We start from the raw sequence: 24,838 nt of genomic DNA on the forward strand, positions 1-24,838 counted from the left end.
CGGCCTTTCTCCCTTCATTAGGAACCCTGCGTGTCTTCCTGGCTCGACTACACCATCAACGGGCTGATCGTCGGTAACGTCTACGCCCTCGTTGCGGTCGGGCTCGCGCTGATCTTCGGCGTCAGCCGGCTGATCAACTTCGCCCAGGGCTCGATCTATCTCGTCGGCGCCTATATCGGCTGGGTCGCGGTGGTGCAGCTGCACACCCCACTGCCGCTCACCATCATCTTCGTCGCGCTCGTGGCGGCGCTGGTCGGGCTGATCATCGAGCGGTTTGGTCTACGCCCGCTGCAGAACTCGGTCCGGATCGCGCCGCTGCTGGCGACGATCGGCATCAGCTTCGTGCTCGACCAGCTGGTCATGCTGAGCTTCTCGCCCAATCCGCGCGCGTTGCCGAGCCAGTTGCCGGATGTCCGCTTCCAGGTCGGCGGCGGCACCATCGGCCCCCTTGATCTCCTGATCGCGGGCGTCGGCATCTCCAGCGCGCTGCTGCTGTTCGTGTTTCTGCGCTATACCAAGCTCGGCTGGGCGGTGCGTGCGGCCTCGCAGGACCGCGACGCGGCGATGCAGATGGGCGTCGACGTCAACCGCGTCAACCAGACGGTGTTCGGCATTGCGGCTGCGCTCGGCGGCGTCTCGGGCCTCTTGGTCGGCATGTACTACAACCAGATCGACACCGCGATGAGCCTGCAGGCGACGCTGAAGGGCGTCGTCGCCGAGGTCGTTGGCGGCGCCGGCAACGTGCCGGGCGCGGTGGTCGGAAGCCTGTTGCTGGGACTGGTCGAGAGCTACGGCGTCGCCGTGTTCGGTACCAGTTACCGAAACCTGTTCGCCTTCTTGCTGCTCGTCCTCGTTCTCGTGCTGCGCCCGAACGGCCTGTTCGCCAGCGCGCGACAGGCGCCGCCGGAGCCGCTGACCGGCACCTTCATCGCGCCGAGCCGGCCGGTGCGAATTCCGCGCTGGGGCGTGGCTGTCGCGGTCGCCTTGTTCGCGAGCCTGCCACTGCTGCCGGTGTCCTTCTACGTGCTGCAGACGCTGATCAATGCCTGGCTGCTCGGCATGCTCGCGCTGAGCCTCACGCTCGTCGCCGGCACGATCGGGCAGGTCTCGCTTGGCCACGCCGCGCTGCTTGCGATCGGCGCCTATACGTCTGCGCTGCTGTCGCTGACCTTGAACGTTCCCGTCGGTCTCGCCATCATCGCCGGCGGCCTGATGAGTGCCGCGCTCGGCACGCTGCTGATCTCGCCCTCGTTCCGCCTGCGCGGGCACTACGTCTCGATCGCGACGCTCGCCATCGGCGAGATCGTGTCTCTGGTGATCCTGAACTGGGAGAGCGTCACGCGCGGGCCCATCGGCATTTCCGGTATCCCGCCGCTGTCGCTGTTCGGCTACGATCTGATCAGCCCGGCCTCGGTATACTGGTTCGCCTTTGCGGTGATGGTCGTGCTGGCGCTGCTCCAGGCGCGCCTGCTCGGCTCGCATCTCGGCCGCAGCTTTCGCGCCATCCGCGATGACGACATTGCCGCGCGCGCCTATGGGATCAGCCTGAATCGCTACAAATCGCTGGCCTTCATCTTCGGCGGGTTTGCCGCGGGCGTCAGCGGTGGCATCGCCGCGCATCTCTATTCCTACATCAACCATGAGACCTTCAACACGCAGCAATCGATCCTCGCGCTGACCGTCGTGATCCTCGGCGGCCTCGGCAATGTCGTCGGCGCCATCGTCGGCGCGGTGGCGCTGGTCGGCCTGCCCGAGATCTTCCGGATCGCGGCCGAGTACCGCATCCTGATCTACGGCATCGTCCTCTTGCTGCTCGTGCGGTTCAGGCCGCAGGGCCTGTTGGGGACGATCTGATGGCGGAGGCGACCGAACCACTGTTGTCCCTGCGCGAGCTCACGCGCCGCTTCGGCGGCCTGACGGCGGTCGACAATATCGATCTCGATCTCGCCAAGGGCGGGCTCGTCAGCATCATCGGCCCGAACGGTGCCGGCAAGACGACGCTGTTCAATCTCGTCACCGGGCTCGACCGGCCGGATGCAGGCACTGTCAACTTTGAAGGACAGGACATCACGGGTCTCTCGCCCGAACGGCTCGCCGCGCGGGGCATCGCGCGCACGTTCCAGCTCGGCCGTGTCTTCGGCAATCTCAGCGTCATGGACAATGTCCTGATCGGCGCCCATACGCGCTTGCGTGCGGTGAAGCCCGCGGTGCCTGTCATCGGACCGCTGCTCGAGTTGGGACTGGCGCTGCTGCGGCCAGCCGGCGTCAAGGCAGAGGAAGAGCGGCTACGCGAAGAGGTCAAAGCCATTCTCGCGCGCTTCGGCGAGCGGCTGCTGCCGCGGATCGATCAGCCCGCCTACAGCCTCTCCTACGCCAACCGCCGCCGCGTCGAGATTGCGCGCGCGCTGGCGCTGAAGCCGCGCCTGTTGCTGTTGGACGAGCCGACCGCCGGCATGAACCCGAGCGAGACCGCGGAGATGCAGGCGCTTGTCGCCGAATTGAAAGCGGAAGGGCTGACCATTCTCCTGATCGAGCACAAGCTGGAGATGGTGATGCGCCTGTCCGACCGCGTCATCGTCATGGACGAGGGCCGGAAGATCGCGGAAGGGCCGGGCGAACAGGTGCGTAATGATCCCAAGGTGATCGAAGCCTATCTCGGCCACGGCCTGTCAGGCGGGGCAGAGCAGGAGAGCGCGGCATGACGACGAGCGCACCCGAACCTCTGCTGGTGTTGTCCAACGTCAACACGTTCTATGGCCAGGCGCAGGTGCATTTCGACCTGTCGATCACGGTCGGCCGCGGCCACATCGTGTGCCTGCTCGGCGGCAATGCCAGCGGCAAGTCGACGACGATGAAGATCATTCTGGGCCTGGTGAAGCCGCGCTCGGGCGAGGTGACGTTCGACGGCGCCTCGCTGATCGGGCTGACCACGCCGCAGATCGTCCGCCGCGGCATCGCCTCGGTGCCGGAGGCGCGGCGGCTGTTCGCGGACATGAGCGTGCGCGAAAACATCCTGATGGGCGCTTTCGTGCGCAACGACCGCGATGCGGTGGCGCGGGATCTCGACAGGATGCTGACGCTGTTTCCAAGGCTCGGCCAGCGGCTGTCGCAGCGCGCGGGCTCCTTGTCCGGCGGCGAGCAGCAGATGGTCGCGATGGCGCGGGCACTGATGAGCCGTCCCAGCCTGATCGTGATGGACGAACCGACCATGGGCCTGTCGCCGCTCTATGTCGACCGCGTGCTCGAGCTGATCCGCACCATCAACCAGGAGGGCGTCTCGGTCTTCATGGTCGAGCAGAACGCCAGCCTCGCGCTCGAGATCGCCCACGAGGCCTATGTGCTCCAGACCGGCAAGATCGTGCTCTCGGGCGCAGCGCGGGCGCTGAAGGACGATCCCCGCGTGCGCGATGCCTATCTCGGCGGCTCCGAGGCGGCGTAAAGGGCACTGCTGCCCACATCGCCATGGCCGGGCATAGCCGTCCGAAGGACGGCGTCGCTTCCGCTCGCCTAGGTCCCGGCCACCCACGCCTGTGTTTGCTGCGCCAACGGCGTGGATGCCCGGGACAAGCCCGGGCATGACGGCCTCCCGCAAATCCGCATATGCGGTGATCGCGTGGCAGCCGGGGCTGGTCAGTGTGATAAATTTCTGAAAAGATCATACCATTGGCGGAATGAAGGCGTGCGGCGGGAATACGTGTCGTGACGAGATGGTCTGTGTCTGTGCGGGCGGCCGAGCCCAGAATGGTGCTGCTGTTCGGCGGGCTTGTCGTGGTCAACATCGCCGCATGGGCCTGGGCTTTTGCGGCGTTCGGCGACCGGCCAGCGGTGATGGCGACCGCGCTGCTCGCCTGGGTGTTCGGCCTGCGCCACGCCGTCGATGCCGACCACATCGCGGCGATCGACAATGTCGTGCGCAAGCTGATGCAATCAGGCGATGCGCCGCGCAGCGTCGGCCTCTATTTCGCGCTCGGCCATTCCACTGTCGTGGTGGTTGCAACCATGCTGCTCGCGCTCGGCGTCGTCGGCCTTGGCGGCGACAGCCTGCTGAAGGATATCGGCAGCCTGATCGGCACCTCGGTGTCGGCGCTGTTTTTGCTGGTGATCGCCGCCATCAACCTCGCGATCTTCGCCGGCCTGTGGCGGACGTTTCGCACGGCGCGAAAGCAGGGCGTTCATGACGCTGCGGGGTTGGAGGCGCTGCTCGCCCATCGCGGCCTTCTCGCACGGCTGCTCGGGCCGATGTTCCGCCTGGTGACGAAACCCTGGCACATGTTTCCGCTCGGCCTCTTGTTCGGGCTCGGTTTCGACACCGCGACGGAGATCGGCCTGCTCAGCATCTCCGCTACCGAAGCCGCGCGCGGCGCATCTCTTGCCGATATCCTGGTCTTCCCCGCGCTGTTCACATCAGGCATGGCGTTGATCGATACCGCCGACTCCGCACTGATGGTCAGCGCCTATCGCTGGGCCTTCGTCGATCCCATGCGCAAGCTCTGGTACAACCTCACCATAACAGGCGCCTCCGTGGCGGTCGCGCTGCTCATCGGCGGCATCGAGGCGCTTGGCCTGATCGCCGATCGGCTGGGTCTCTCGGGTGGCGTGTGGGCGCTGGTCAATGGCCTCAACGAATCGCTCGCGAACGTCGGCTTCGCTGTGATCGCGCTGTTCGGAATCGCCTGGCTCGTCTCGAGCGTGCTCTACCGCCGCATGTTTGCGGATGCGCGAGGCGCCGATGGTCTCGATGCGACCGAGGCGGCCTGAGCGCCGCGTCGTTCTCGCGGCGCTCCCGGCTGTCGTTCTTGTCACCTATGCCGGCAACGCCTTCCCGCAGAGCGAGTTGCCGCCGATTGAGGTGATCGGCGGCGAGGCGCCGCATCGAAAGAAGCCGTCGCCTTCGCGACGCACGATGAGGCCGGCTGCGGCGCCGCGCCCTGTCCTCATGCAGCCGCCACCAGCGGCGGTTGGCGTTGCCTCCGGCCCAACGGGCGCGCCGAGCATGGCGAGCGAACTCACAATCTCCGGCGAGGAGCTCAACGCGCGCGCATTTACGCGTCCGGGTGAGGCGCTCGAAGCCGTGCCGGGGCTGATCGCCACCCAGCATTCCGGCGAAGGCAAAGCCAACCAGTATTTTCTGCGCGGCTATAATCTCGATCATGGCACCGATCTCGCCATCACCGTCGACGGCGTCCCCGTCAACATGCGTACCCACGCGCATGGCCAGGGCTATGCCGATCTGAACTGGCTGATCCCGGAAACCATCGGCGCGATGGACGTGCGCAAGGGGCCATACTTCGCTGACGAAGGCGATTTCGCCTCGGTCGGCAGCATCCATATCGGCCTGATCGACCGGACCGAAAGGGGCCTTGCGCAGTTGACGGTCGGCAGCTTTGGCTATCGCCGCCTGCTCGGCAATGGCGTGATGGACTACGTGCTGCACCCGGTCGAGCCACTGACGTTTCGGCTCACCGTGGCTGGGGCGTTCTAGTGCCGCGGTCTCCTTGACTCTCGCGCAAGCGGGAGAGGGAGCGCATCTTCTTCGTGGTTATACGATCAGGCCGACGCAGCGCCCGCCACCTGCTCCGCCGGCTGATCGTCGCCATTGGGATCACCAGGCGCAGTGGCCCAGGCCAATTCCACCAGCGTGACGAACCGGCGCCCGCCGCCGTCGAGTTGGACCACGATCAGGCCCTGCTCCTCCATGTAGCCGAGCAGGCGCTGGGCTCTTCGCAGCGAATGCGAGCCGTAAGCGCGGGCGATCGCGGCATCGCCGGGGCAGGGCCAGCCTTCCTTCGCGGCGCGCGCGATCATCATGAACACGCCCTGCATGTCGTCGGGCAGGATCGAGGCGCGCAGCGTCACTTCCTGCCAGGCATCGTCCTCGGCGATCTCTGCGCCGAGCCCGGCGCGCGCATGCGTCAGCATGCGGCGGAATTCGCTCAAGTCGGGCACGGACGCACCGAGACCTTCGATGCGGCAGCGGACCACGAATTCCTGATAGAGCACGCCGATGGCGCGGAAACCGGCATCGGGCGCGGCCAGCACGGCGCGCAACGTGCGATCCACGCGCTCGCGCCGCTCCGCGAGTTCCTCGGCACTGACGGGGATATCGACCACTTCGGGGCTGGTCTCAGGCGCTGCCGCCTTCGCCGCGCGAAGCTGTTCGAGCAGGTCGGGCGCGGGCCGGCGCTGCGGCCGGCTGGCATCCGGCGGCGGCGCGGCCAGGATCACCGCGCGTGCATCTTCAAGCGTCGCCTCCGGCAGCGGCATCAGCCGCGGCGTCGAATTGCGCGGGCTGGTTTCGGTCGGGCCGATGTTCAGCCGCAGCGGGCGGCGCGACAGCGCAGGTCCCAGCGCCATGAACTGCCCGCGTTCGAGATCGCGAAAGGCTTCCGCCTGCCGCCGTTCCATGCCGAGCAGATCGGCGGCACGCGCCATGTCGATGTCGAGGAAGGTGCGGCCCATCAGGAAGTTCGAGGCCTCGGCCGCGACGTTCTTGGCGAGCTTGGCCAGACGTTGCGTCGCGATGATGCCGGCAAGTCCGCGCTTGCGGCCGCGACACATCAGATTGGTCATGGCGCCGAGCGAGAGCTTGCGCGCCTCGTCTGAGACTTCGCCCGCAACGGCCGGCGCGAACAGCTGCGCCTCGTCGACGACCACCAACATCGGGTACCAATGTTCGCGTTCGACGTCGAACAGGCCGCCGAGGAAGGCTGCCGCGCGCCGCATCTGGTTCTCGGCATCCAGCCCTTCGAGATTGAGCACGGTGGAGACCCGATGCAGCCGGGCGCGCTCGCCGGCAACCTGAAGGCCGCGCTCGGTATGATCCTCGGCGGCGATCACGAGATGCCCAAAGCGATCAGCCAGCGTAACGAAATCACCTTCGGGGTCGATGATGGCCTGCTGCACCCAGGGCGCGCTCTGCTCCAGCAGGCGCCTGAGCAGATGCGACTTGCCGGAGCCGGAATTGCCCTGCACCAGGAGACGGGTCGCCAGGAGTTCCTCGAGGTCCATGGCCGCCCCGGCGCCCGCCGTGGTCAGCCCGATCTCGATCGCAACCGTCATGTCCCCGACTCAAGCCCCATCATCAGCGGCAAGGGGCTTATCAATCGGATCGGGATGCGTCGAGCGAAACACGCAGGAACACCCCGCGTTGCCCACGGCGGAATTTTACCTGGGATTTGAAGGCCGTAGAAGTGCGGACCGGACTGAAGGCGCGGTGCGCGATCGATCTGAATTTCGGTTAAACCGCAGTCAATGCAAGGCCGCTGCGCCGACTCTCCATGTGATGGAATATCGGGCGCGTCTTTGTATGCATTATCCCAGTTGTCATCCTCCCCCCGTCTGCCTTACATGCTGCAACGCACCTGCGGACGATGGCCGGGGCTGAAAAATTTCACACGGATATCGAGGGGGCCGAACATGGCGCGCAACATTCTGATTCTGGGGGCTTCTTACGGCTCCCTGCTGGGCACCAAGCTGCTGATGGCCGGGCATAACGTGACCCTGGTCTGCCGCGCCAGGACCGCGGAGCTGATCAACCGCGACGGCACCGAGGTGCGCATCAAGCTGCGCGACGAGGCGGTGCACCGCGCGATCTTCTCGCGCGACCTGCCCGGCAAGCTCGACGCCGTGACCCCGCAGAATGTCGACCTGGCCCGCTACGACATGGTTGGCCTCGCGATGCAGGAGCCGCAATACACCAACCACACCGTCCGCATGCTGATGGTCAAGATCGCCGCGGCGAAGCTGCCGTGCCTGTCGATCATGAACATGCCGCCGCTGCCTTATCTCAAGCGCATCCCGGCGCTATCAGACATGGATCTCGATGAGGCCTACACCAATGCGCAGGTGTGGGAACGGTTCGAGCCCGGCCTGGTGACGTTGTGCTCGCCTGACCCGCAGGCCTTCCGTCCGCCGGAGGACGCGGCGAACGTGCTGCACGTCGGCCTGCCCACCAACTTCAAGGCCTCGGCCTTCGCCGACGAGACGCACAACAAGGTGCTGCGCGAGCTGGAGGCCGACATCGACGCGGTGACGCTCGACGGCAAGGACGTGCCGGTGAAGCTGAAGGTGTTCTCGTCACTGTTCGTGCCGCTGGCGAAATGGTCGATGCTGCTCACCGGCAATTATCGCTGCATCACGCCGAATGATCCGCAGTCGATCCGCGACGCCGTGCACGGCGATCTCGCACGCTCGCAGACGATCTACGACCATGTCGATGCCATCGCCCGCCGTCTCGGCGCCGATCCCGAAGACCAGGTGCCGTTCGCGAAATACGCCAAGGCTGCGGAAAGCCTGCTGAAGCCGTCGTCGGCGGCGCGCGCGGTTGCGAGCGGCGCGCCGTTCATCGAGCGCGTCGACCTGCTGGTGAAGCTGATCTCGCATCAACTCGGCACGCCCAATGTCGAGATCGACCGTACCGTCGACATCGTCGACCAGAAGCTGAACGAGAAAATCGTGCAGGGCGGATCGGGCGCGCAGTAAAGCCTCCCCGACGGGCAAAACAGCGGCGCGGGCTGTCAAGCCGCGTCGGCGGAAATATTCCCCTTTACCGAAATTCGGAAATAGCGTATGTGTCGCCCATCCCGGGCTCATCCTTGAGGGGCGATCGTACGTCGTCACGAATTGCGGCCGGGGATGCGGTGGACGCGGCAGCGTCGGCACGAGAGGTGCGGGCAGGGCGGGTAGTCCCTGTGAGCCCGAAACCGCGTGCGGACGAACGGCGCTGTGATGTTCGTCTCGCCAACATTCTTGCGGCGCGTGTGCACACTGCCGCGAGACCCTGTGGCATCAGATGAGCGCGCGTACGGCAAAACCGTGTGGTTCCGGCCGTCGTCGCTACGGTCAAGCCTGTCGCGGAGGTGCAAGGAGCCCAACCGGGTGAAGTGCATCGCCAATTCGCGGGGCGAGGGAGGCCAGAAGGAATTCGGCTCCCGGGAGAGCACGGCATAAGCCGTCAACCCATCGCGCAGGGAAGGCCGAGTGATCGGCACCACCTGTATGCTGCTGTGCGGTCTTTTCCTGCGCTACATCTCGCGCAGCGGACCGCGGGTGCGAGGTCGGCACCCGGTCTTCCCTGCACCCTCTTGGACGAAGAGGGTGGAGTGACCAAGCAAAGCTCGGGCGAAATGAGCCGCGAGAGCGCGTAAGCGTGCCTGAGATTCAAGATGCGAACTGGAGGAGCTTGCCGTGACGCCCCCATGGGACGCATTGCGTGCCATGCCTCGGCCCTCAGCGCGCCGGCGGCAACTCGTGGTGAGTTGGCCGCGACATGCGTCGGGCTTCTCGCGATGAGCCTGATGCTGGAGTGGGCGCCGGCCAGGACTCGCAAGGTCTGACCGTGGCGAAAGCTCGCACCCTGGTGATTTGCGTTTCGCTGTCAATTATTGGCGAATGCGTCGCCTGAAGGATCAGGGCAAGACATTGGGCACTCATCAGGAAGGATCGACCATTGAGCATTGAAACCACCGTGACAGCCGACGTCGTCGGGTCCGCTGCAGCTCGCGCCCGAGATGAAGGCACCGGTGCTTGGCCTCTATGGCGGCGCCGACACCGGCATTCCCGTGGCGCAGGTCGAGCAGCTCAAGGCGGCGCTCGAGCAGAACAAGAAAACGGCCGAATTCAAGATCTATCCGGACGCGCCCCACGGCTTCCATGCCGACTATCGCGGCAGCTACCGCAAGGACGCTGCGGAGGATGGCTGGAAGCAGGCGCAAGCCTGGTTCAGGAAATATGGCGTGTTGAGCTGATGCAGAATTCCAAAGGGCGGCCCATCGGCCGCCCTTTTGTCTCAGGGCACAAGCTTTGCCTCGCCATCATGCCACAGTGCATCGAGGCCGTGCCGATAGGTCGGGTAGACGAGCGCGACACCAAGCTCGCGCTTCAATCTCGCATTGGAGACGCGGGCGCTGCTGGCATAGAAGCTGCGCGCCATCGCCGACATCTCCGCGGTTGCAAAGGCCTCTTCAGCGGGCGGCGCGACGCCCATGAGCTGCGCGGCATAGGTGATCACGTCCTGCGGCGGCGCGGGTTCGTCGTCGCAGACGTTCCAGGTGCCGCCGTCCTGATGCCGGATCGCGGCCATGATCGCGCTTGCGATGTCATCGACATGGATGCGGTTGAAGATTTGGCCGGGCTTGATGATGCGTCTCGCCGTCCCGCTGCGCAGCGTTACCAGCGCGTTGCGGCCGGGACCGTAGATGCCGGCAAGACGGAGGATCGCGACATTGCCGTGCGCCGTCGCCATCCAGGCCTGCTCCACTGCGACGCGCATCCGCGCGCGATCGAGGGAAGACTGCGGCGGCGTGCTCTCGTCGACCCAGCCGCCGGCGTGATCGCCGTAGACGCCGATGGTGGAGAGATAGACGATCTTGCGGCGGCTTGTCGCGAGCGCATCGCCGAGCACCGCGACGGCGGGATCGCCGGTGCTGCCGGGCGGGATGGAGGTCAGAAGGACATCTGCCTCGCGGAGACGGTCGACCGTCGCATCAGCCGGACGGCTGCCGGAAAAACCGTGCAGCTCGATGCCGGCCAGGTCGTCTCGCTCGGCGGGATCGCGTACCGTGCCGGCGACATGCGAGAAGCTGCCGCCGAACCTGCGGACGAAATGCCGGGCGCTGTAGCCAAGGCCGAGGATGAAGAGCCGCATGCGTCTCCCGTGCAGGTCGGAGCTCCCGTCCGCGCTGTCAGCGCGTCGCTCGCTCGTCAGAGATTTTTGACAAAAGCTATTGCGATTCGGGCGATGCTCACTCCTGTCAGGAGTCTTCACCGCAGATCAGTGCACCCGGTGGCTCGCTCTATCGTCCTCGGCTTGCTCGACAATCTGCGCGATCGGGCTCGACTGGTGATGCACCAGCCTCCAGCCATCGCCGACACGGCGAAAGTGGTTGGCGGCGGCGAGCGCAGTGCCGTCGACGATCTCGATGCAGAGCACGCGGGCGCTGTCACCGTCGACGATCGCCTGCGGCTCGGCGCAGACGATCTGCGGGCGTTCCGGATTTTGCAGGATGTCGCGCCAGCTGCCGATCACGGTGGCGTGGCCGATGATCGCGGGCCAGCCGGGATGAATGCAGGAAATGGCGTCGTCATCCGCCCACATCTGCTTCATGCCGTCAAAATCGCCCGTCGAGAAGGCGGTGTAAAAAGCCGCGTTCGCGGCGATGACCTTGCTGTCCTTTGCCATGCCTCCCGCGTGAGCCAATGGCCGGCAAAAATCAAGCGCGACTTCTGTACGACTTTGAACGCAATGCAGCATTGCTGCCCACTTTGTGATCACGCCGGAACCAGCGTCTCCACCGCGTGCTGCGCACCTTGCGCATAAAGCCGGCCGAGCGCCGCGATCACGGCCTCGCGCAGCCGCGGCTCAGCCCCGAACGGCCCGAACACCTTTGTGACGCCCAGCAATGCCGGCGCGAGCCGTTCGGCCACCGGACCGGCCTCGCGCGCCAGGCCAGCAAGCTCGGCGGCGAGGGGATCGCGCACGTCGATGGCGCGGCCTTGCTCGTCCGTTGCGGTGACGTAGCGCATCCAGCCGGCCACCGCGAGTGCGTGGGTCGCGATCGGCAGATTCCTGGCGAGGCGATCCTGCATCGCGCCGAGCAGGCGCTGCGGCAGTTTTTGCGAGCCATCCATCGCGATCTGCCAGGTGCGATGACGCAGCGCCGAATTGGCGAAGCGCTCGAGCAGCGAGGTGCGATAGGCGGCGAGATCGGTGCCGGCGGGCATCGTCAGCGTCACTGCGGCATCTTCCATCACCCGCGCAGCGAGGCGCGCGAAATGCGAATTCTGCATCGTATCGGCGATGGTCTCGTAACCGGCGAGATAGCCGAGATAGGCGAGCGCCGAATGGCTGGCATTGAGCAGCCGCAGCTTCATCACTTCGAACGGCTTGACGTCGGCGACGAGCGCGACGCCGGCGGCGGCGAGATCGGGCCGGCCTGCCGCAAAACGATCCTCGACCACCCATTGCGTGAATGGCTCGGTGATGACAGGCCAGGCGTCACGCATCCCGAGAGCCGCGGTGACCGCATCGCGGTCGGTCTCCTGCGTCTCAGGCACGATGCGGTCGACCATGGTGCAGGGGAAGGTGGCCGTATCGGCGATCCACTTGCCGAGATCCTTGGAGCGGAGCGCGGCGAATTGCGTCACGATCCGCTGCACGGTGTGGCCGTTCGCGGCGAGATTGTCGCAGCACAGCACCGTGAACGGTTGAACGCCCAGCGCCCGCCGGCGCGCCAGCGCCGCCACGATGAAGCCAGGTGCCGAGCGCGGCGCATCGAGATTGTTGAGGTCGTGCACGACGTCAGGATGCCGCTCGTCGAGATCGCCGGTCTGCGGCGTGTGGCAATAGCCCTTTTCGGTGACCGTGAGCGAGACGATGCGGATCGCGGGATCGGCCATCCGCCCGACCAGCGCGGCCGGCTTCTCGCGCGCGACCACGCTGTCGAGCAGCGCGCCGACGATGCGGTGCTCGGTGCCTTCGGCGGCACGCACGGCGACCGTATAGAGATGATCCTGCGGGGCGAGAGCATCCCGCGTATCGGGGCTGCGCAGGCTCGCGCCAACGATGCCCCAGGATGTCGTGCCCGCGGCAAGACAATCGTCGATGACGACGGCCTGATGCGCACGATGAAACGCTCCGAGGCCGAGATGCACGATGCCTGGGGTGACGCGCGAACGGTCATAGGCCGGGCGGCGGACGGCCGCCGGCAGCCGGTCGAGATTGGCGCGGTCCAACCGCATGGTCGTCTCTCCCTGTGTTTGGCCGCTGCTTGACATGGCGGCCCTCCTCGGTCAATGCTCCGGTCAATTGGTCAGACCAATTTCCAAAATTGGGGACCCGCCAACCGGTGGGCCCTTTTCGGGGAGGCCAGCGTGCCGCTGGAAGCTGTGGAGGCGAGACGGCTCTATCGCCAGGTCGCCGATCAATTGCGAAGCCTGATCGACAGCGGCGAATACGCGGTCGGCAGCCGCTTGCCGACCGAGCGCGAGCTCGCCGAGCAGCTGAAGATCTCGCGGCCGACAGTGCGCGAAGCCCTGATCGCGCTCGAGGTCGAGGGTCGTGTCCGCATCCGCGTCGGATCCGGCATCTATGTCACGGATTCCGATGACGCTACCCCGGCGCCGTCCGCCGTCATCGAAGGCCCGTTCGAGCTGTTGCGCGCCCGCGAATTCCTCGAGAGCGCGATCGCCGGGCAGGCCGCACGCGTGGCAACGAAGGACGACATCGCACGCATCGACGCAGCGCTCGTCGCGATGGAAAACGTCGTGTACCCCGGTGAAGCGTCGATGGTCCACGACCGCGCCTTCCATGTCGCGATCGCCGGATGCGTCGGCAACGCCGTGTTGGTGCGCGTGGTCGGCGAGCTGTTCGACCAGCGTCTCAATCCCTATTTCGCGCAGCTTGCGCGCTATTTCGAAAATCCGACGACGTGGCGCACGGCCCTCGACGAGCACCGGGCTGTGCGCGATGCCATAGCAGCGGGCCAGCCCAAAGCAGCGCGCGATGCCATGCGCGATCACCTCGCGCATTCGCAGGAGCGCTTTGCGCAGAATTTTGGCGCCGAAACATCAGCAGGAGTGCCGGCGGCGCGCAAGCGGGCGGCACGATCCGGGGCTGAGCCAACGAAGCCAAAACGACCGTCCGACGTGCAGGCCAAGAGCGGCAGCGCGCGGCGGCGATGAGATTAGACCGCTCGTCTCTACGGCGAGTGAACGAAGCTGCAGACGCAATAGGATTTTCCAAATGACCTCGACCTCGCTCGCCGCAACCCTGTTCGGTCCCGAAGATCTGCGCATGATCGAGCACCCGCTCGACAAGCTCGCGGATGGCATGGTGCGCATAAAGTTCGGTGCCGGTGGCATCTGTGGCTCGGACATGCATTACTTCCGCCACGCCCGGACAGGCGATTTCGTGGTGAAGTCGCCGCTGGTGCTCGGTCACGAGATCTCGGGCGAGGTCCTCGAGATCGCCGGTTCGGCGGCCAATTTGAAGGTCGGCGACCGCGTCGCTGTCAACCCGTCGCGCTGGTGCGGGCATTGTGGCGCCTGCCGTGACGGCCGGCAAAATCTCTGCGAAAACATCTACTTCATGGGCTCGGCATCGAAGACGCCGCACATGCAGGGTGGCTTTGCCAATTACTTTGACGCGGTCCCGGCGCAGTGCGTGAGGATTCCGGATCATGTCCCTTATCAGGCCGCAGCCTTGGCCGAACCGCTGGCAGTATGCCTGCACGCGGTCGCGCGCGCCGGCAACATCCAGGGCAAGCGCGGCATCATCTTTGGTGCCGGGCCGATCGGGCTTCTGACGATGCTCGCCGCGCACCGTGCGGGCATGTCCGATATCACGGTGGCCGACATCGCGCCGGCTCCGCTGGCGTTCGCAACCCGGCTCGGCGCTTCCCGCGTAGAGAACGTCTCGGGCGGCGACGAAGGTCTGAAGGCCGAGGCCGCGTCGCGTCCGTATGACGTTGCGTTCGAGGTCTCAGGTACGGCGGCGGGTCTCGCCAGCGCGATCGGCATTGTCAGGCGCGGCGGCGTCGTGGTGCAGATCGGCAATCTGCCGGGCGGCCAGATTCTTACGCCGTCGAATGCGGTGATGGCAAAGGAGATCGACCTGCGCGGCTCGTTCCGCTTCGGGCTCGAATTCATGACGGCGGTGGAACTGATCGGGGCCGGCAGCGTCGATGTGCTGTCGCTGGTCACCGCCGAGCGACCGCTCGCGACGGCGCCGGACGCCCTTCGTCTGGCGCTCGATCGCTCGCAGAGCGTCAAGGTCGTGCTGACCGCCAATTGATTGGAGAGAGCCAATGATGCGCGAAGGCTGGCGCTGGTATGGGCCCGACGATCCGGTCTCGCTCGACGACGTGAGGCAGGCAGGGGCGAGCGATATCGTCTCGGCGCTGCATCAGGTGCCGATTGGCGAGGCCTGGACACGAAAGGCGGTCGAGGAGCGCAAGAACTTCATCGAGAACGGCCAGCCCGGCCGCTCGCAACTGACCTGGTCGGTGGTGGAATCGATTCCGATCCCCGATGACGTCAAGCGGCTCGGCGGGAAGGCGACGAGGTCGATCGATGCTTGGATCGCGAGCCTGGAGGCGGTGGCCGCGTCAGGCATCAAGATCGTCTGCTACAATTTCATGCCTGTGGTCGACTGGTGCCGCACGGATCTCGAATGGGAGCTGCCGAACGGCGCTCGCGCCCTGCGTTTCGACCAGGAGCGGTTTGCGGCGTTCGAGCTGCATATCCTGAAGCGCCCGGCCGCCGTGCAGGACTATTCGCCCGCGCAGCAGGCGCGTGCCAAAAAGCTGTTCGACCGGATGAGCCAGGGCGATATCGACTATCTCATCATGGCCATTGCCAGCGCATTGCCGGGCTCGACCACCGAGCCGATGACCATTCCCGAATTCCGCGACAAGCTGGACGCCTATCGCGACATCACGCCAAGAATCCTGCGGCAGCATCTCGCCGAATTCCTGGCGCGCGTGGCGCCGGTGGCCGAGCAGCTCGGCGTCTCGCTGACGCTGCACCCGGACGATCCGCCGCGTCCGCTGTTCGGCCTGCCGCGCATCGCTTCCACGGCTGAGGACTACCAGGCGCTGTTCGACGCCGTGCCGTCAAAAGCCAACGGCATCTGCCTGTGCACGGGCTCGCTCGGCGTGCGCGCCGAGAACGATCTGCCTGCCATGGCGGAACGCTTCGGTCCCCGTATCGCCTTCGCGCATCTGCGCGCAACCAAGCGCGAGGCGGATGGACTGTCGTTCCATGAGTCCGATCATCTCGACGGCGACGTCGATATGGTCGCGGTATTGAAGGCGCTGTTGAAGGAGAACGCGCGGCGGTCAGCGGATAAAGAAATTGTATTTCGCCCCGATCATGGCCATCGCATGCTCGACGATCTCGTCGCCACCAAGCGCACCAATCCCGGCTACACCGCAATCGGCCGGCTCCGCGGCCTCGCCGAACTGCGAGGCGCGATCCGGGCGATCGAGCATAGCTAGAGCGCGAAGCTCTATTGTCTCAATAACACGCCGCCATCGCGCCGAGCTCCGGATAGAGCCTGTCGATCGCGGCGATCTCGCTTCGCATCTGATCGGTGATCCAGTCGCGGATCGCGGCGGCGATCGGGCGCATCGGGCGGTTGCGCGGTGGCAGGAATTCGCAGACGCGGCGGGTGGTGGTGAGCCGGTCGGAGGCCGGCACCAGCGCGCCGGTGAGCAGCCAATGCGAGGCGACCGTCAGCCAGCCGAGTGCGATGCCCTGGCCGAGCAGCGCGGCCTGCACCACGACGGCATAGTCGGTGAAGCTCAGCGCCTTGGCCGCGCCGCGGCGGCCGGTGAGCAGCGACGCGTAATCCGCGGCCCAGTCGCCAGGCGTCTCGGCGAGGCGAATGATCGTGTTGCCCTCCGCAGGGTCGGTCTCGCCGAGATATCCAGGGCTGCACATCGGCAGCATCACTTCCTTCATCACCAGCGTGCCGCCGGACGATGGCTCCTCGCGATCGCGAAAGCGCATGCCGAGATCGACGTTCTCCACCGGCCCGCGCAGCGCGCCTGAAATGAGCTGGAAGCGCAGGTCGACCTGCGGAAATTGCTTCTGGAGCTTGTCGATGCGCGGCATCAACCAGTGCGTGGTGAAGGCGGAGGAGACCGACAGCGTCACCGTCTCCGTGCCCTTGCGGCGCCGCTCGATCTCGACAAGGCCGGTTTCGATGCTGCGAAAGCCTTCGAGCACGCGGCGATAGAGCAGTTCGCCTTCCTCGGTGAGCACCGCGCGGCCAGCCTTGCGGTCGAACAGGCGGACGCCGAGATGCTCCTCGAATTGTCCGAGCATGCGGCTCACCGCAGGCTGCGTCACGTTCAATTCGGCGGCTGCAGCCGTGAAGCTGCCATTGCGCGCCGCTGCGTCGAAGACGAACAGGGCGTTGCTGGAGGGCAGCATGCGGCGAAGCTCAGGCATAACGTCATGTTATGATGCTCGTGAGAATTTGGCAATTGCCGGATTTTGCCAACTCTGGTGTCATTGACCCGACAGCCTGAAGGCAGGCTTTGCGAGCGAATGTTTGGTGCAGCGCACGCCGCGCCAGCGGGTGCTGCAAAACCCTGTCTATAATGCAAGCTTATGGCGCGCCGCGAGGCACGCCATTGCCAGGGATGGACGAGGTCGATCGTTGGACAAACGAGCGGAAAGCGTCGAGGTCAGATCCGCGAGCAAGGCGTACGGCCCCGTTCGCGCCCTCCATGACGTGTCCCTCAACGTCGGCGCCGGCGAATTCGTCTCGCTGCTCGGCCCCTCCGGCTCCGGCAAGACCACGCTGCTCGGCATTCTGGGCGGCTTCATCCTGCCGACATCAGGCACCATCCTGTTCGGTGGCAGCGACGTCACCTACATGCCGCCGCACAAGCGCGACATCGGCGTCGTCTTCCAGAACTATGCGCTGTTTCCGCATATGAGCGTGGGCGAGAACGTCGCCTTTCCGTTGCGCGCGCGCCGCCTGCCGAAGGCGAACTGGCCCGACAAGGTGCGTGCGGCGCTGTCGATGGTGGGGCTTGCCGGTTACGAGGAGCGGGGCATCGCGCAGCTCTCCGGCGGCCAGCGTCAGCGCGTGGCGCTCGCGCGCGCCATGATCTTCGAGCCACAGCTCATCCTGATGGACGAGCCGCTCTCCGCGCTGGACAAGCAGCTGCGCGAATCAATGCAGATCGAGCTGCGCGCGCTGCACAGGCGGATCGGGGCGACCATCATCTATGTCACCCATGACCAGCGCGAGGCGCTGACCATGAGCGACCGCGTCGCCGTCATGAAGGACGGCCGCCTGATCCAGATCGACGCGCCTGCGCGCCTGCACGACCATCCCGCCGATTCCTTCGTCGCAAGCTTCATCGGTGAGGCGACGATGCTACCGGTTCGCCGCGTCGATGCCTCGAGCGTCGCGCTCGGAAACGCACTGCTGCGCAGTGCTCGCGCCATTCCCGACGGCGACGCGCTGATGCTCGCCGTGCACAGCGAGAAGCTGCTCATCGACGACGGCGCTCAGGATGCCGCCTGCAATCGGCTGACCGGCACGGTCACCGACATCGTCTATCAGGGCGAAAGCCTGCGCATCTTCCTCGCGCTTGCCGACGGCATCGCGCTCAGCCTGCGCCAGCCGAGCTACCATCAGGCCTACAGCCGCATTCCGCCGCTCGGCGGCAGCCTCACCGTCACCCTTCACCCTGAAGACACCATCGTCGTGCCCCGGGTGGACTGAATCCAAGCCCCGTCCAGCCTGAGAGAAAAGCCACATGTCGACCCAAGCAGCGTTCAGCAATTTCAAGGTCCTCACCTTCGACGTCGTCGGCACCTTGATCGATTTCGAGACCGGCGTGCTCGAAGCCGTGCGCAAGATCGGAGGCAAGAAAGCGGCCGAGTTCACCGACGAGCAGATCTTCGAACCCTACAAGCGCGGCCGCGACAAGCATTACGAGCGCTCGAGCGAAGTGATGTTCCACGTCTATCGTCATCTCGCGACCGAGCTCGGACTTCCGGCTGATGATGCGTCCTGTGACGTGTTCCAGCTCTCGGTGCTGCGCTGGGGGCCATTCGCAGATTCGGTCGAGGCGCTCAAGCGCCTGCGCACGAAATTCCGGCTGGTGGCGATGACAAACGCCGATCGCGTCGCACTCTCGTGCTACGCGCACGCGCTCGGCAATCCCTTCGACGATACCGTCTGCGCAGACGACACCGGGGTCGCCAAACCCAATCCGGAGTTCTTTGCCTATAACAAAGGCCGCCAGTCCGCGTTCGGCTACAAGCAGTCCGACATCTTGCACGTCGCGCAGAGCCAATACCACGACATCGGCATCGCGCGAAAACTCGGCTACAAGGTGTGCTGGATCGAGCGTCGCCAGGGCGTCGCCGGCTTCGGCGGCACGCCGGCCGTCGAAACATTGACAAAACCGGACTTCCACTTCCCGACGCTGAAAGCGCTGGCCGACGCCGCGGTTGGCCCCGCACAAGGATGAGCAGCATGACACGGGATTGGCGCGCGCTGCCATCGGCCAACTCGCTGTGGGAAGCCACGGCGGAGCCGGCGCGCGATCTTGCCGTGCTGTCGGGAGAGCAACAGGCGGATGTGGTGATCATCGGTGCGGGCTATACCGGCCTCTCCGCTGCCCACCACATCGCCAAGAGCGGGCTCGCGCCCATCGTGCTCGAAGCCAATCGTCCCGGCTGGGGCGCCAGCGGGCGCAATGGCGGCGTGATCACCGCAAAATTTCGCCTGTCGTTCCGCGAGATCGACGCCGTGCACGGCCGCGCCATGGCCAAGCGCATGTACGAGATCGCGCATGAGTCGACCGACATGGTCGAGGAGCTGGTTTCGGAATTCGGCATCACCAGCGCGAACCTGACGCGCACCGGCCAGGTCAGGGCCGCGCACAACGAAACGACCCTGAAAGCCGCGATTGACGAAGCCAACTGGATGACGCGCGAGATGGGATCTGCCGAGGTCCGCATCCTCGATAAGCGTGGCGTGCGCGACGAGACAGGCTCCGATAACTTCGTCGGCGGCGTGCTCAATCCCGGTTCGGGCGGTATCCATCCGCTGAACTATCTGCGCGGCCTCGCCGACGGCGTCGCACGCCGCGGCGTTCCGATCTTCCAGGAATCGCCTGTGACCAAACTCCGGCGGGACAAGGACGGCATCATCGCCGAGACGCCGCAAGGCGCGGTACGCGCCAGGCAGGCGATCATCGCCACCAACAGCTATTCCGATCTGACCGGCGCGACCGCGAAGATGCAGCGCACGCTGATTCCGTTCCGCAGCGCTCTCATTGCGACCGAAAAGCTGCCGCGCAATCTCGCCGGCAAGCTGATGCCGACGGGGCGGACCTACACCGAGACCAAGCGCATGATGCGCTGGTTCCGCATGGTTGATAACAGGGTCGTTTTTGGCGGCCGCGGCGCCTTCGGCAAGCAGGACTCGCAATCAGCCTTCGACGCGCTACGCAGGGCGATGGTCGGCATTTTCCCGGATCTTGCCGACGTCACGCTTGCCTACAAATGGTCGGGCCTCGTTGCGATGACGCTGGACTCGGTGCCGCATATCGGTCGGCTCGACGAGCGCACGCTGGTCTCGATGGGCTACAACGGCGCCGGAGTTGCGATGTCGAGTCTGATGGGCCGGTATCTCGCCGCATACGTCCGCGGCGAGAGCCCCGACATGGGACTGCTCGACGTCAGCCGCATGAAGGCCATTCCGTTCTATCCGCTGCGCGAGCCCGCGGTGCGCATGGTCGCCGGCTGGTATCAATTTCTCGATGCGATCGGTCGGTGAGATCATTTGGAGGAGGCGAGCATGATGACGAAGCAGAATTTGGGATTGGGTATTGTGCTGCTAGCGGCCGTGGGGTTGACCAATACGGCTGATGCCGCCGAGCAGATCACCTTCGTCTCGCAGGGCGGCGCCTATCAGCAGGCGCAGACGGTGGCGATTCTCGATCCTTCGGCCAAGAAGCTCGGCATCACCATCAATCAGGATTCCATTCCGGACGCCTGGCCCGCGATCAAGACGCAGGTCGGCAGCGGCAAGCCGATCTGGGATGTCGTCGACACCCCTACCGGCTATTGCCTGCGCGGCGGCGAGCAGGGGCTCATCGAGAAGCTGGACTTCTCCAAAATCCCGAACGCGGCGGCCATGCCCGAGGCCTATCGCAGTCCCTATTCAGTGTCCTACGAATTCTATTCCAGTGTTCTCGCCTACAGCCAGAAGGCCTTCCCGAAGGACGCGCCGAACAGTTGGGCCGATTTCTGGGACGTCAAGAAATTCCCCGGCCGCCGGGCGCTGCGCAACCATCCGATCGCAACGCTTGAGGCAGCGCTGATGGCCGACGGCGTCGCGCCTGACAAGCTCTACCCGCTCGATGTCGATCGCGCGTTCAAGAAGCTGGAAGAAATCAAACCGAACATTACGGTCTGGTGGACCTCAGGCGCGCAGTCGGCGCAGCTGCTCAACGACGGCGAGGTCGACATGGAAATGGCCTGGAACGGCCGCGTCAGCGCGGTCGCCAAGGAGGGCGCAAAGGTCACCTTCACCTACAACCAGGGCATTTTGCAGAGCACCTCGCTCTGCATTCTCAAGGGCGCGCCGAACCTCGACACAGCCATAAAGTTCCTCAACGAGGCGGTCGATCCAGTGCACCAAGCCAATCTGCCGCTCAATATCGATTATGGCCCGGGCAATCCCAAGGCGTTCGAGACCAGCGTGATCAAGCCCGAGCGCGCTGCGCAATTGCCGAGCGAACCCGCGAACGCTGCCAAGCAGGCGCTGATGTCCTACGCCTGGTGGTCCTCGCCCGCAGGCGAGGCCGCCGAGAAGCGCTGGGCGTCGTTCATGCAGAAGTGAGCGAGCCGCGTTGACGATGTCAGTGCCAGATTCATCACAAGAGCATCAGCGCCGCGAGCACGGCCTGATGCTGGCGCTGGTCTCGCCGGCACTGCTGGTGATCCTTGCTTTGATCGTGCTGCCGGTCGGCTGGCTGGCTTGGCAGTCGATCTACCATGACGGCTTTACGCTGGAGAATTATCGCCGCCTCTTTACCGAGGACATCTACTGGCGCAGCTTCGCGCTAACTTTCGAGATCAGCCTCGCGGTCACAGCGATCGCGCTGTTGCTCGGCTATCCCGTCGCCTACCTCGCCAATTCGGTGCCGAAGGGGTGGAGCATCCTGATCCTGTCGCTGGTTGTCCTGCCATTCTGGACGTCAGTGCTGGTGCGCGCCTATGCCTGGCTGGCGCTGCTCCAGCGCACCGGGGTGATCAATCAATTCCTGCGTTATCTCGACGTGATCTCCGAGCCGCTGGCACTGGTCCACAACACCTTCGGTACGGTGGTCGCGACCGTGCACATCCTGCTGCCGTTCATGGTGCTGCCGCTCTACGCCACCATGCAGAAGATCCCCGGCGATCTCATGCAGGCCGGCACCAGCCTCGGGGCAAGCCCGTCGCTGACCTTCTTCCGCGTCTTCCTGCCGCTGTCGCTGCCGGGTGTGCTGGCCGGCTGCACCATGGTGTTCGTGCTCTGTCTGGGCTTCTACATCACGCCGGAGCTGCTTGGCGGCGGCCGCACCGTGATGGTATCGATGCTGGTGAGCCGCAATGTCGAACTCTACAACCAGTTCGGCGCGGCGAGCGCGGTCGCGGTGGTGCTGCTGCTCAGCGTGCTCGCGATCTTTTTCGTCGTCAGCCGCTTCATCTCGCTCGATCGCGTGTTGGGGCAGAAATGATGCGACTGTCGCCCGCGCGTATCGCCCTCTATGCGATCAGCACGCTGGTGCTGGTCTATCTGATCCTTCCCGTGCTGATCATCGCACCGATCTCGTTCTCCAGCGCGCGCTTCCTGACCTTCCCGCCGCCGTCCTTCTCGCTGCGCTGGTATCAACAATATCTGGCCAATCCCGCCTGGATGCAGGCGACGCAGGTGACGTTGACGGTCGCTTTCCTCACCGTTCTGATTGCAACGCCATGCGGCGTCGCCGCCGCCTATGCCATCAGCCAGTCGAAGCTGCGCATCATGCGCGTCATCCATATGGCGCTGCTGCTGCCGCTCGTGGTGCCCATCATCATCACCGCGGTCGGCATCTTCTTCGTCTATGCCAAGGTCGGCCTGGTGGCGACCCTGCCGGGCTTGGTACTGGCGAATGTGATGCTGGGATTGCCTTATGTCGTCATCTCGGTGCTGGCGGGCTTGCAGAGCTTCGACCCGGCGCAGGAGATGGTAGCGCGTAGCCTCGGCATGAACCGGCTGCGCAGCTTCTTTGCGGTGACGCTACCGCAGATCAAGTCGAGCGTGATGGCTGGCGGCATCTTCGCCTTCATCTCCGCAATGGACGAGACCATCGTCGCGCTGTTTATTTCCGGCGGCCAGTATCAGCCGCTGACCAAGCGCATGTTCACCGCGCTCCGCGACGAGATCGACCCTACCATTGCCGCGATCTCGACGCTGATGACCGCTGCGTCCTTCATGCTGGTGCTGCTGGCGAGCGCGCGACGGAAGAAGAGTGGGTGAGGGGCTTGATGTCGACCCGGCCTGGTGCGCAATTCGCGCGGGGCCGCGACGCATACTCTGCTTCACAGGTTGTTGCGCCGATCCGCGCCAGATGAGATCAGGCCCCGCGTCCGCGCGGCCGGCTTCGGAGCTGGCGATGATTGCTGCACTGGCAAGAGCAAAATCCGCGCGACGGGAACCAATGTCGACATCGAACCCCCTGTAGATCGTCGTGATCTTCTCGGGCGCGGGCCTGCTGGCCTCCTTCGTGGCCGCGATGATCCACGGACAGGCTCTCAACGCGCTCTGTTCCGAGCGCCGCGATCCGTCATGCCACCGGGTCCCTCGCACGATCCGCACGCGTCCGGTTCTCCGGCGCCTGTGCTGGCGCGGGTCTGACCGGCTCGTTCTCGCGAGGTGCGGAGGCGTCGCCCGAGCCGGGCTTGACCGCAGCCGGGCCGGTGTCGCGATAGGCGACGATCCAGATCAGAAAGCCCAGGAGCGCGAGTCCGGCGCCGACGGGGCCGGTGGAGGTCCAGCCCAGCCCCTGGCGAATGGCGAGGCCGCCGAGGAACGGGCCGAGCGCATTGGCGGTGTTGAATGCCGAATGGTTGAGCGCGGCCGCGAGCGCCTGTGCGTGCCCCGCGACATCCATCAGGCGCGTTTGCAGGATGGCACCGAGTGCGACGCTGGCGCCGATGGCGAAAATATCGATCGCCAGCAGCCAGGGATTGCCGGCGACGAGCGGAAACACCAGCAGCGCCACGGCCGCAAACAGCAGGATGCCTCCCGCCGTCGGCATCAGCGCGCGATCGGCGAAGCGCGGCACGAACAGATTGCCGAGCGTGGCGCCGACGCCGAAGATCGCGAGGAAGAACGGGATGACCTCGGTGCTGACCTTGGTGACCTCGATCAACGTCGTCGCCAGATAGGTATAGACGGCGAACATGCCGCCGAAGCCGATGGCGCTGATCGCGAGCGTGATCCAGACGCGGCGGCTTTTGAGCGCGCCGAGTTCGCGCAGCGGATCCGACCGGCCGGCCTGGTCGCGCGGCGCAAACAGCGCGCACAGGAGCATCGTGAGCAAGGCCAGTCCCGACACGAGGCCGAAACTCGCGCGCCAGCCGGCCATCTGGCCGATCAGATTGGCCATCGGCACGCCGATGATGGTGGCGACGGTCAGGCCCAGCATCACCTGGCCGACTGCCTGCGAGCGGCGATGTTGCGGAACGAGCGAGGCCGCGACCAGCGCAGCGATACCGAAATAGGCGCCGTGGGGCAGGCCTGACAGGAAACGGGCCGCGATCATCGCGCCAAAGCCCGGCGCCAGCGCGGTGAGGGCGTTGCCGAGCGCGAAAATGGCCATCAGCGCCAGTAGCTGCGTGCGTCGTGCGAACCGTGCGCCGATCACGGCAATCAGCGGCGCGCCCAGCACCACGCCGAGCGCGTAAGCGCTGATCGCGTGTCCGGCCGTCGGCTCGTCGATATGAAGGTCGGCCGCGAAGAACGGCAGCAGGCTCATCGATGCGAATTCGGTGGTTCCGATCGCAAAGCCGCCCATCGCGAGCGAGAACAGGACGATGGCGAGATGAGGGGGCGTTGAATTGCGCGGCGAGGTCGCGTGAGGCGAGGTCGTCATGTGTCCTGCTTAGGTGACGGCAACGGGAACCAGCCCAGCAAACGTCGCCATCCCTGCAGTCTTTGTCCCACCTACTTAAACGCGTCAGGATTCGCGTCAACACCGCAGGCCCACGTAAAGCGGTCCGCATATCAGCGTCCCGGTTTGCTCAGGGCATCCGCGTCAATCTGTCTCGTGAC

General features: G+C 65.5%; 20 protein-coding genes and 2 pseudogenes. 16 read left to right on the plus strand and 6 right to left on the minus strand.

Annotated elements, in window-relative coordinates; genetic code table 11:
- Positions 1–30 precede the first annotated feature (30 nt).
- The 5 genes and pseudogenes from ACVWZ4_RS19345 to ACVWZ4_RS19365 all read left to right on the plus strand — a co-directional run.
- Positions 31–1,854 carry an ABC transporter permease gene (locus ACVWZ4_RS19345; RefSeq protein ID WP_456699248.1) on the plus strand — a complete coding sequence of 608 codons (1,824 nt, stop codon included), beginning with the start codon at positions 31–33 and terminating at the stop codon, positions 1,852–1,854.
- A complete protein-coding gene (locus tag ACVWZ4_RS19350; protein ID WP_456699247.1) occupies positions 1,854–2,702 on the plus strand; it encodes an ABC transporter ATP-binding protein in 849 nt (282 codons plus the stop codon). The genes ACVWZ4_RS19345 and ACVWZ4_RS19350 overlap by 1 nt, the downstream gene beginning before the upstream one ends.
- Positions 2,699–3,439 carry an ABC transporter ATP-binding protein gene (locus tag ACVWZ4_RS19355; protein ID WP_456736130.1) on the plus strand — a complete coding sequence of 247 codons (741 nt, stop codon included), beginning with the start codon at positions 2,699–2,701 and terminating at the stop codon, positions 3,437–3,439. The genes ACVWZ4_RS19350 and ACVWZ4_RS19355 overlap by 4 nt, the downstream gene beginning before the upstream one ends.
- A 302-nt stretch (positions 3,440–3,741) precedes the next feature.
- Entirely contained in the window at positions 3,742–4,758 is a 1,017-nt protein-coding gene (locus ACVWZ4_RS19360; protein ID WP_456742237.1) for a HoxN/HupN/NixA family nickel/cobalt transporter, read from the plus strand.
- A pseudogene (locus ACVWZ4_RS19365) lies at positions 4,739–5,407 on the plus strand (TonB-dependent receptor plug domain-containing protein); the annotation flags it as partial. The gene ACVWZ4_RS19360 and the pseudogene ACVWZ4_RS19365, both read left to right, overlap by 20 nt.
- A 140-nt stretch (positions 5,408–5,547) precedes the next feature.
- Here the strand turns inward: ACVWZ4_RS19365 and ACVWZ4_RS19370 are convergent.
- A complete protein-coding gene (locus tag ACVWZ4_RS19370; protein ID WP_456740962.1) occupies positions 5,548–7,059 on the minus strand; it encodes a helicase HerA domain-containing protein in 1,512 nt (503 codons plus the stop codon).
- Between the two features lie 357 nt (positions 7,060–7,416).
- Here ACVWZ4_RS19370 and ACVWZ4_RS19375 point away from each other — a divergent pair, with 357 nt between their 5' ends.
- Both ACVWZ4_RS19375 and ACVWZ4_RS19380 read left to right on the plus strand, forming a co-directional pair.
- The gene (locus tag ACVWZ4_RS19375) at positions 7,417–8,481 is read left to right on the plus strand and encodes a ketopantoate reductase family protein (RefSeq protein ID WP_456740963.1); all 1,065 of its coding nucleotides are present in this window, start codon (positions 7,417–7,419) and stop codon (positions 8,479–8,481) included.
- Between the two features lie 1,007 nt (positions 8,482–9,488).
- Positions 9,489–9,746: pseudogene (locus ACVWZ4_RS19380) on the plus strand (dienelactone hydrolase family protein); the annotation flags it as partial.
- A gap of 41 nt (positions 9,747–9,787) precedes the next feature.
- Here ACVWZ4_RS19380 and ACVWZ4_RS19385 read toward each other — a convergent pair.
- The 3 genes from ACVWZ4_RS19385 to ACVWZ4_RS19395 form a co-directional block, all read right to left on the minus strand.
- Positions 9,788–10,645 (minus strand): SDR family oxidoreductase, encoded by an 858-nt coding sequence (locus tag ACVWZ4_RS19385; protein ID WP_456740964.1) that lies wholly within the window; start codon positions 10,643–10,645, stop codon positions 9,788–9,790.
- Positions 10,646–10,771: 126 nt separating this feature from the next.
- Positions 10,772–11,179 carry a nuclear transport factor 2 family protein gene (locus tag ACVWZ4_RS19390; protein WP_092239955.1) on the minus strand — a complete coding sequence of 136 codons (408 nt, stop codon included), beginning with the start codon at positions 11,177–11,179 and terminating at the stop codon, positions 10,772–10,774.
- Positions 11,180–11,268: 89 nt separating this feature from the next.
- Positions 11,269–12,738, minus strand: coding sequence for a mannitol dehydrogenase family protein (locus tag ACVWZ4_RS19395; RefSeq protein WP_456699243.1), 1,470 nt, complete (start codon positions 12,736–12,738; stop codon positions 11,269–11,271).
- 132 nt (positions 12,739–12,870) lie between these two features.
- Here ACVWZ4_RS19395 and ACVWZ4_RS19400 point away from each other — a divergent pair, with 132 nt between their 5' ends.
- From ACVWZ4_RS19400 to uxuA, 3 genes are all read left to right on the plus strand, one after another.
- Complete coding sequence (locus tag ACVWZ4_RS19400) at positions 12,871–13,680, plus strand: FadR/GntR family transcriptional regulator (RefSeq protein WP_456740965.1); 810 nt, start codon at positions 12,871–12,873, stop codon at positions 13,678–13,680.
- A 61-nt stretch (positions 13,681–13,741) separates the two neighbouring features.
- Positions 13,742–14,791 carry an L-idonate 5-dehydrogenase gene (locus ACVWZ4_RS19405; RefSeq protein WP_456740966.1) on the plus strand — a complete coding sequence of 350 codons (1,050 nt, stop codon included), beginning with the start codon at positions 13,742–13,744 and terminating at the stop codon, positions 14,789–14,791.
- 13 nt (positions 14,792–14,804) lie between these two features.
- Positions 14,805–15,995: a mannonate dehydratase gene (gene uxuA / locus ACVWZ4_RS19410; RefSeq protein WP_456740967.1), complete on the plus strand. Its 1,191-nt coding sequence runs from the start codon at positions 14,805–14,807 to the stop codon at positions 15,993–15,995.
- A 19-nt stretch (positions 15,996–16,014) separates the two neighbouring features.
- Here uxuA and ACVWZ4_RS19415 read toward each other — a convergent pair whose 3' ends face one another.
- Positions 16,015–16,953, minus strand: coding sequence for a LysR family transcriptional regulator (locus ACVWZ4_RS19415; RefSeq protein WP_456740968.1), 939 nt, complete (start codon positions 16,951–16,953; stop codon positions 16,015–16,017).
- A 211-nt stretch (positions 16,954–17,164) separates the two neighbouring features.
- Between ACVWZ4_RS19415 and ACVWZ4_RS19420 the strand changes: the two genes are divergently transcribed.
- From ACVWZ4_RS19420 to ACVWZ4_RS19445, 6 genes are all read left to right on the plus strand, one after another.
- Entirely contained in the window at positions 17,165–18,244 is a 1,080-nt protein-coding gene (locus ACVWZ4_RS19420) for an ABC transporter ATP-binding protein (protein ID WP_456740969.1), read from the plus strand.
- Between the two features lie 34 nt (positions 18,245–18,278).
- On the plus strand, positions 18,279–18,998 hold the full coding sequence (locus ACVWZ4_RS19425) for an HAD family hydrolase (protein WP_456699237.1): 720 nt from the start codon (positions 18,279–18,281) through the stop codon (positions 18,996–18,998).
- Between the two features lie 5 nt (positions 18,999–19,003).
- Positions 19,004–20,311, plus strand: coding sequence for an NAD(P)/FAD-dependent oxidoreductase (locus tag ACVWZ4_RS19430; protein ID WP_456740970.1), 1,308 nt, complete (start codon positions 19,004–19,006; stop codon positions 20,309–20,311).
- A gap of 21 nt (positions 20,312–20,332) precedes the next feature.
- Positions 20,333–21,379, plus strand: a complete 1,047-nt coding sequence (locus ACVWZ4_RS19435; protein ID WP_456736122.1) for an ABC transporter substrate-binding protein — start codon at positions 20,333–20,335, stop codon at positions 21,377–21,379.
- A gap of 67 nt (positions 21,380–21,446) precedes the next feature.
- Positions 21,447–22,259 carry an ABC transporter permease gene (locus tag ACVWZ4_RS19440; protein WP_456705064.1) on the plus strand — a complete coding sequence of 271 codons (813 nt, stop codon included), beginning with the start codon at positions 21,447–21,449 and terminating at the stop codon, positions 22,257–22,259.
- Positions 22,256–23,041 carry an ABC transporter permease gene (locus tag ACVWZ4_RS19445; protein ID WP_456740971.1) on the plus strand — a complete coding sequence of 262 codons (786 nt, stop codon included), beginning with the start codon at positions 22,256–22,258 and terminating at the stop codon, positions 23,039–23,041. The genes ACVWZ4_RS19440 and ACVWZ4_RS19445 overlap by 4 nt, the downstream gene beginning before the upstream one ends.
- A 307-nt stretch (positions 23,042–23,348) precedes the next feature.
- Here ACVWZ4_RS19445 and ACVWZ4_RS19450 read toward each other — a convergent pair whose 3' ends face one another.
- Positions 23,349–24,659: an MFS transporter gene (locus ACVWZ4_RS19450; RefSeq protein ID WP_456740972.1), complete on the minus strand. Its 1,311-nt coding sequence runs from the start codon at positions 24,657–24,659 to the stop codon at positions 23,349–23,351.
- Between the last annotated feature and the right edge of the window lie 179 nt (positions 24,660–24,838).

This window comes from Bradyrhizobium sp. USDA 4472, assembly GCF_054058595.1.

Excerpts from the sequence above, each read along its gene's own strand:
- ACVWZ4_RS19350 (WP_456699247.1), top strand. The coding sequence starts at position 1,854 with ATGGCGGAGGCGACCGAACCACTGTTGTCCCTGCGCGAGCTCACGCGC.
- ACVWZ4_RS19355 (WP_456736130.1), top strand. The coding sequence starts at position 2,699 with ATGACGACGAGCGCACCCGAACCTCTGCTGGTGTTGTCCAACGTCAAC.
- ACVWZ4_RS19360 (WP_456742237.1), top strand. The coding sequence starts at position 3,742 with ATGGTGCTGCTGTTCGGCGGGCTTGTCGTGGTCAACATCGCCGCATGG.
- ACVWZ4_RS19370 (WP_456740962.1), bottom strand. The coding sequence starts at position 7,059 with ATGACGGTTGCGATCGAGATCGGGCTGACCACGGCGGGCGCCGGGGCG.
- ACVWZ4_RS19375 (WP_456740963.1), top strand. The coding sequence starts at position 7,417 with ATGGCGCGCAACATTCTGATTCTGGGGGCTTCTTACGGCTCCCTGCTG.
- ACVWZ4_RS19385 (WP_456740964.1), bottom strand. The coding sequence starts at position 10,645 with ATGCGGCTCTTCATCCTCGGCCTTGGCTACAGCGCCCGGCATTTCGTC.
- ACVWZ4_RS19390 (WP_092239955.1), bottom strand. The coding sequence starts at position 11,179 with ATGGCAAAGGACAGCAAGGTCATCGCCGCGAACGCGGCTTTTTACACC.
- ACVWZ4_RS19395 (WP_456699243.1), bottom strand. The coding sequence starts at position 12,738 with ATGCGGTTGGACCGCGCCAATCTCGACCGGCTGCCGGCGGCCGTCCGC.
- ACVWZ4_RS19405 (WP_456740966.1), top strand. The coding sequence starts at position 13,742 with ATGACCTCGACCTCGCTCGCCGCAACCCTGTTCGGTCCCGAAGATCTG.
- uxuA (WP_456740967.1), top strand. The coding sequence starts at position 14,805 with ATGATGCGCGAAGGCTGGCGCTGGTATGGGCCCGACGATCCGGTCTCG.
- ACVWZ4_RS19415 (WP_456740968.1), bottom strand. The coding sequence starts at position 16,953 with ATGCCTGAGCTTCGCCGCATGCTGCCCTCCAGCAACGCCCTGTTCGTC.
- ACVWZ4_RS19425 (WP_456699237.1), top strand. The coding sequence starts at position 18,279 with ATGTCGACCCAAGCAGCGTTCAGCAATTTCAAGGTCCTCACCTTCGAC.
- ACVWZ4_RS19430 (WP_456740970.1), top strand. The coding sequence starts at position 19,004 with ATGACACGGGATTGGCGCGCGCTGCCATCGGCCAACTCGCTGTGGGAA.
- ACVWZ4_RS19435 (WP_456736122.1), top strand. The coding sequence starts at position 20,333 with ATGATGACGAAGCAGAATTTGGGATTGGGTATTGTGCTGCTAGCGGCC.
- ACVWZ4_RS19440 (WP_456705064.1), top strand. The coding sequence starts at position 21,447 with ATGCTGGCGCTGGTCTCGCCGGCACTGCTGGTGATCCTTGCTTTGATC.
- ACVWZ4_RS19445 (WP_456740971.1), top strand. The coding sequence starts at position 22,256 with ATGATGCGACTGTCGCCCGCGCGTATCGCCCTCTATGCGATCAGCACG.
- ACVWZ4_RS19450 (WP_456740972.1), bottom strand. The coding sequence starts at position 24,659 with ATGACGACCTCGCCTCACGCGACCTCGCCGCGCAATTCAACGCCCCCT.